The sequence below is a fragment of the Geomonas sp. genome (genome assembly GCF_035254065.1).
Classification (GTDB): domain Bacteria; phylum Desulfobacterota; class Desulfuromonadia; order Geobacterales; family Geobacteraceae; genus Geomonas.
In genome coordinates, this window is record NZ_DATFBA010000262.1 from 1 (window position 1) to 5,833 (window position 5,833).

General features: G+C 65.2%; 3 protein-coding genes and 1 pseudogene. All 4 read left to right on the forward strand.

The window, feature by feature from the left end; genetic code table 11:
• Window positions 1-360, forward strand: a 360-nt coding sequence (locus VJ604_RS12065; RefSeq protein WP_324082806.1) for a BamA/TamA family outer membrane protein, incomplete at its 5' end; no start/stop codon positions are given.
• Window positions 357-4,832, forward strand: coding sequence for a translocation/assembly module TamB domain-containing protein (locus VJ604_RS12070; RefSeq protein WP_324082808.1), 4,476 nt, complete (start codon window positions 357-359; stop codon window positions 4,830-4,832). The genes VJ604_RS12065 and VJ604_RS12070, both read left to right, overlap by 4 nt.
• Window positions 4,833-4,915: 83 nt before the next feature.
• The gene (locus VJ604_RS12075; RefSeq protein ID WP_324082810.1) at window positions 4,916-5,404 is read left to right on the forward strand and encodes an adenosine-specific kinase; all 489 of its coding nucleotides are present in this window, start codon (window positions 4,916-4,918) and stop codon (window positions 5,402-5,404) included.
• 190 nt (window positions 5,405-5,594) lie between these two features.
• Window positions 5,595-5,833, forward strand: a pseudogene (locus VJ604_RS12080) (hypothetical protein); the annotation flags it as partial.

Genomic DNA, 5,833 nt, shown 5'->3' on the forward strand with positions numbered 1-5,833 from the left:
CTGGCCGATTTCCCACCATCCATCCGCTTCTTCGCCGGTGGCGACGAGAGCGTGCGCGGCTACCACTACCAGAGCCTGGGCCCCCGCAACAACCGTAACGAGGTGGTGGGCGGCAGGAACCTGGTCACCGGGACCGTCGAACTGGAGCGTGCCATCTTTGAGAAATGGGGTGTCTCCCTCTTCCATGATGCGGGCAACGCCTTCGACAGCTTCACCAACGTCCACCTCTACCAGGGCGCCGGGGTAGGTGTTCACTACTACACGCCGATCGGTGGGCTCCACCTCGACCTGGCCAAACGGATCGGTACCGGCCAGAGCAATTTCTACATGGTCCATTTCAGCGTGGGTTTCCAGCTATGAGAAAGATCCGGATCTACATAGGCGGGGTTTTCCTGCTGGTCGTGCTGCTCGTGGCGGGCGGGGTCTACTGGCTGCTGGAGACCACGGAGGGGGCCCGCTTCGCGCTCACCAAACTGACTGCTGCGGCCGGCATGGAGGTCACCGTGCAAGAGGTGCGCGGCCGCCTGCTGGACCGGTTGCATCTGGTGGGGGTGCGCGCCAGCCTGGGGAAAGAGCGGGCGCAGATCGACGACCTCCTCCTCAACTGGGAGCCGCGCCGCCTGCTGCAGTGGAACCTGTCGGTGGCGGAACTCACCCTGTCCGGGGTGCGGGTGCAGGACGACACCCCTCCCTCGGAAAAGGCGCTGCAGCTTCCCTGGCCGCGGGTGAGCGCCACGGTGGCCCGCCTGCAGGCGCACGTCGGGCACCTGGAGGTGAAGGAGCTGAGCTACCGGCTGCGGCAGGAGGCGCCGGTCATCGTCAATCGCTTCGTCTCCAAGCTGGACTTCGAAAATGGCGTCCTCTCCCTTTCCGATCTCAGCCTGCTCACCCCGGACGTGAAGGCCGACGGCGTTATCGGCATGGGATTATGGCATCCCTCATTGCGCGTCGATCTCGCCGCTCGACTGCCCAAGCCGCTGCAGGGTATGGACCTTTTCTCTCTGCAGGCGCGGCTGGTGGAGGGGAAAAACCGGGAACAGGCGGCGGGGCCGATCGCCCTGGCGGGCAAAAGCGGCAAACGGCAGCTGCTGGAGTTGACCGGAGAGCTGGGGATGACGGAAGGCTCCTTCGATCTGCGCAGGTTCCTGCTGGTCATGCCGGGGCGCCGCGGCTCGCTTTCGGGAGAGGTGCGCATGACCTTCACCCCGACGCAGCCACTCTTCGACCTCTCGCTCAGGGCCAAGGAGCTCGACCTTTCGGCAGAAATCAAGCGTCCCACCAGGATCAGCGGCATCGCTTCCTTCTCGGGGAGCCTCGATAATTACCTGGGCAGCTTCAACCTTGCCAACAGCGGACCGGGGTGGGAAACGGCGGCACTCGCCGCCCACTACAAGGGAGGCAGCAATGGCGCGCGGCTCTCCCAGATCGCCGGGCGTCTGCTGGACGGCCGCATTGCGGGAGCAGTCGACATCGCCTGGAGCGAGGGGCTGCGCGTGAAGGGCGCCTTGTCGGGACGCGGCATCAATCCCGCCCGGCTCTCTGGTGATTGGCCCGGCGCGTTGAACCTGGACATCGCCGGTGACGTGGTGGTGCCCAAAGAGGGCGCCTATCGTGGGACCCTGCACAGTAAGCTCCTGGAGAGCAGGCTGCGCGGCCAGCCGCTCAGCGGGGTGCTGGACGGCGCCTTTGCCGGCAAGATCGTGCGGGTCGACCGTCTCCTGCTGGTTGGGACAGGCTTCGACCTGCGCGGCTCCGGTCAGCTCGACCGGAGGCTCGATCTCTCGGCCAGGGTGAGCGATCTTTCCCGGCTGCTCCCCACTGCCGCCGGGCAGGTCGACCTCGCCGGCTGGGTGCGCTGGCGCGACGGCCAATTCTCCGGGAGTGCGCACGGGACGGGGGCGAACGTCGCGGCGGCCGGGGTGCGTGCTGCCGCGCTCCAATTGGACGCTTCGCTTGGCGAAGGGAAGAACTTCCCCCTTGGGGTCGCTGCCAACGCGAGAGGCGTGCAGATCGGGCAGTACCAGGTGGAGACCGCGAGGGTAGCCCTGGACGGGACAGTGCAAAAGCACCTTCTGCAGGCCGACCTCACCGCCAAAGGTGGCGAGGCCCATGCCGTCCTCCACGGCGGCTACCAGGCCGGTGTCTGGCGGGGTCAGCTCTCCAGTTTCGCTGGCCGGGACAGCGTCGGCCCCTTCGTGCTGGCCGCGCCCGCAGCTCTCACCGCCAGCGCCTCCGGTGTCCGGGTGGCCCCGCTCACCATCAACGGCCTGCCCGGCGAGCGGATCGAATTGGCCGGAGATTTCAGCCGTCGTCCCGTGACCGGCTCGCTCCGCTCCACCTGGAGCGGCCTCAACCTCTCTCGCGCCAATGCCTGGCTCACCGGCACCACCCTCGCCGGGGTGAGCTCTGGTGACCTCAGCCTGCGGCTGCTGCCGGGTGAACGCCTGGTGGCGCGCGGCCGGGTGGAGGGAAGCGGAACAGTCGATCAGAACGGGCACCGGGTGAGCGTGCAGCAGCTGGTAGCCGACCTGCAGGGCGACCAGCACGGCCTCAAGGCGGTCGCCGACCTGCGGCTGGCAGGGGGGCAAGGGGAGGCCCACCTCTCGTTGCTCTCCGGTTCTCCGCTGTCGCTCAAGCTCCCGCGGGAGGGAGAGTTCGCCCTGCAGATGTCGAACTTCGATCTGGCGCTGCTTCGCCCGTTGGCGCCCTCCAACTTCGACGCGGAGGGGAAGCTGTCGGGACTGGTCAAGGGGCGGTTCCACCCCGGCGGGAGGGTCGAGCTGAGCGGGAACACAGCACTCGCTGCCGGGCACCTGAAGTGGCACAACCAGGACGAGCAGTTCGATACCTCCATCAACACCGCAGAGGTGAACTTCAACTGGCGGGGAGTCCCCACTGCCGCCAAAACGATCGCCCAAGGCGTGCTGCAACTGCACGCCAGGGCGGCGGCGACCGGCAGCTATACCGGCAAGGGACAGCGCATCGACCTCAACAGCTTTACCCTGCAGCTCGATGCCGATCAGCAGGGGACCCGGGCGCGGCTGGATGCCTCCCTCGACAAGGGAGCCATCTTGAGGGCGTCCATCAGCTCCAGCTCACCGGCCGGACCGCGCCTCCCCGAGACCGGAGATTTCGGTTTCGAATTCGGCGGCATCGACCCATCTCTGCTGCGGCCGTTCCTGCCGGCGGGTCTCAACATGGAAGGGGAACTGGCGGGAGAGGGGAGGGGGCGGCTGCTGCCGGGCCAGCGGCTGGAAGCGACCGGCAAGGCGATCTTCTCCCAGGGGAAGGCCAGCTGGCAGGGGCAGTCCGGCGAGATGAAGGCGAACGTACGCTCCGCCGAGCTCAACTTCGACTGGCACGGCGAGCGGCTGGCGGCCACCCTCTCGCTCGCACTTGCCGACTACGGCCAGGCACAGGGGCGCTTCGACCTGCCGATCCCGGCGCGTCTGCCGGTGGAGCCCGACCCTAACGGCGCAGTGCGGGGGACGCTGAACGGGCGGGTAGTGGAGCGGGGCTTCCTGACCACCTTCCTCCCCGGCATCGTGCAGGAGACCCATGGCGACCTGGCCATGGACCTGAACGTGGGCGGCGTCTGGCGCTCACCCCGCGTGCAGGGCACCCTGGAGCTCTCCAAGGCGGGTGCCTATCTTCCCGCTGCCGGGATTACCGTCTCCGACGTGCAATTGCAGGCGCGGGTCAACGACAACCAGATCCGTATCGACAACTTCAGTGCGAACTCCGGAGGTGGGCGGCTGCAGGGAGACCTGTCCGTTCAACTGAAAGGGTGGCAGCTTGCCGGCTACAGCGGGCACCTGACTGGCGACAACTTCCAGACCTTGTACCTTCCGGAACTGCAGATGGCCACCTCTCCGCGCCTCACCTTCCAGGGGGACGGCACCACCGTCACCGTGCGGGGCGAGGTAAGGGTGCCCCAACTGCTGGTTTCCGGTCCGCCGGTTCGCCCGTCGGTGTCGCCGAGCAGCGACGTCATCCTGGAAGGCGCCCAGGGGAAACCCGAGACGAGGAAGTACGCGCTCACCATAAACGGGCTGGTGCACGTGGCGCTGGGGGACAAGGGGAAGGTGCAGGTGAAGGCTTCCGGCATCGATGCCACGCTTGGCGGCGAGATGGACCTGGAGTTGAAGGGGCTGGAAAACATCACCAGCACCGGCGAGATCAAGGTCATCAAGGGGAAATACCGCGCTTACGGCGTCGACCTGGACATCGTGCGGGGCCGCCTGTACTACGCGAAGACCCCGGTGACCCAGCCCACCCTCGACATCCTGGCGCTGAAGACGGTCGGCGACGTGAAGGCCGGCGTCACCGTGGCCGGCTACCTGCGGGCGCCGGTGATCAAGCTGTACTCCGAGCCCTCCATGGCCGACGTCGACGTGCTCTCCTACGTGGTGCTCGGTCATCCCCTCTCCACCGGCGTCACCGGCAGCGAGCAGGCGAGCACCCTCGCCATGGCAGCCAGTGGACTCTTCTCCTTCGGTCAGTCAGAGTCCTTGCAGGACCAACTCCAGCAGCGGCTTGGCCTGAGCGTGCTGGGGATACAAACCGTCACCCCCTCCACCTCCGGCCTGATGGGGTATCAGCAGGTCAACGTCACCCCGACCGGCGCCGCCGCCAAGGCCGCCCCCACCGAGTCATTGATGACCGTCGGCAAGTACATCACCCCGAAACTGTACGTAAGCTACGGCCGCTCCCTGGTAACCGGCGGCAGCCTCGTCCTGCTCCGCTACGACATCCTCCACCACTGGCAGATCGAGACCCAAAGCGGCTCCGAGAGCGGCGCCGACCTCTATTACAAGCTGGAGTTCGACTGAGGTGGGAGACAATGTCGACGGCAGAATCAGACATAGCTGTTTTTGCGGAACTGAAAGGTAAATCCAACGCGAAGGAGGAACTCATGGGACTGGACGTGCAGGAGGTAAAGATCGATTACCCGGAGGGATGCAACATCATTCTGGGGCAGACGCATTTCATCAAAACTGCGGAAGACCTTTATGAAATCATGGCTACCACGGTGCCGCAGGCACGTTTTGGGGTGGCCTTCACGGAGGCTTCAGGGCCGTGCCTGATCCGGACGGAGGGGAATGACCAGGAACTGGTGCAGAAGTGCGTGGAGGTGCTGCAGTCCATCGGTGCCGGTCATGTCTTCTGCGTCCTGCTGCGCGAAGCCTATCCCATCAACGTCCTGAACCAGATAAAGAACTGCCAGGAGGTCTGCCGGGTCTACTGCGCTACGGCAAATCCGCTGGAGGTGCTGGTCGCCTCTACCGCTCAAGGGAAGGGGATTATCGGAGTGGTCGACGGATTTTCCCCGCAGGGTGTGGAGAAAGATGCTGACCGGGAGGATCGCCGCAGTCTTTTACGCAAGATCGGATACAAGCGGTGAGCTGGCAAGACCCAAACTACGGGAGGGGAGCGGCGGCAGCCGCTCCTTTTACTTGGGCTGATCCATCTGCTACAATTTGATTAGAAAGATGTTCCGGCTGTTTTAAGCCAGCCATGCTGTTTCTGCGCTGCTATGTCCCGGACTCGCCGGGTTCCCCTAACAACTTTATCGCGGGGGTAAGGGGCATGACATGAGAGCGCTCGCTCTAAGATGGTTAGTCCAGTTTCTCCTCCTCGGCTTCGCCTGCACCGCCTTTGCCGCATCTCCCAAGCTCAAATCCCTGTGCCAGTTCCACTATCCCTCCGACTACCTCTACGAATGGGACTGCGTGCAGCTCACCTCGGGAGACTCTCCCTACCGCATTTTCGGGAAGTATTGGCGGGATGGCCTTCGCTTCAACCGCATGGACAGACGTCATTTCGCAGAGGG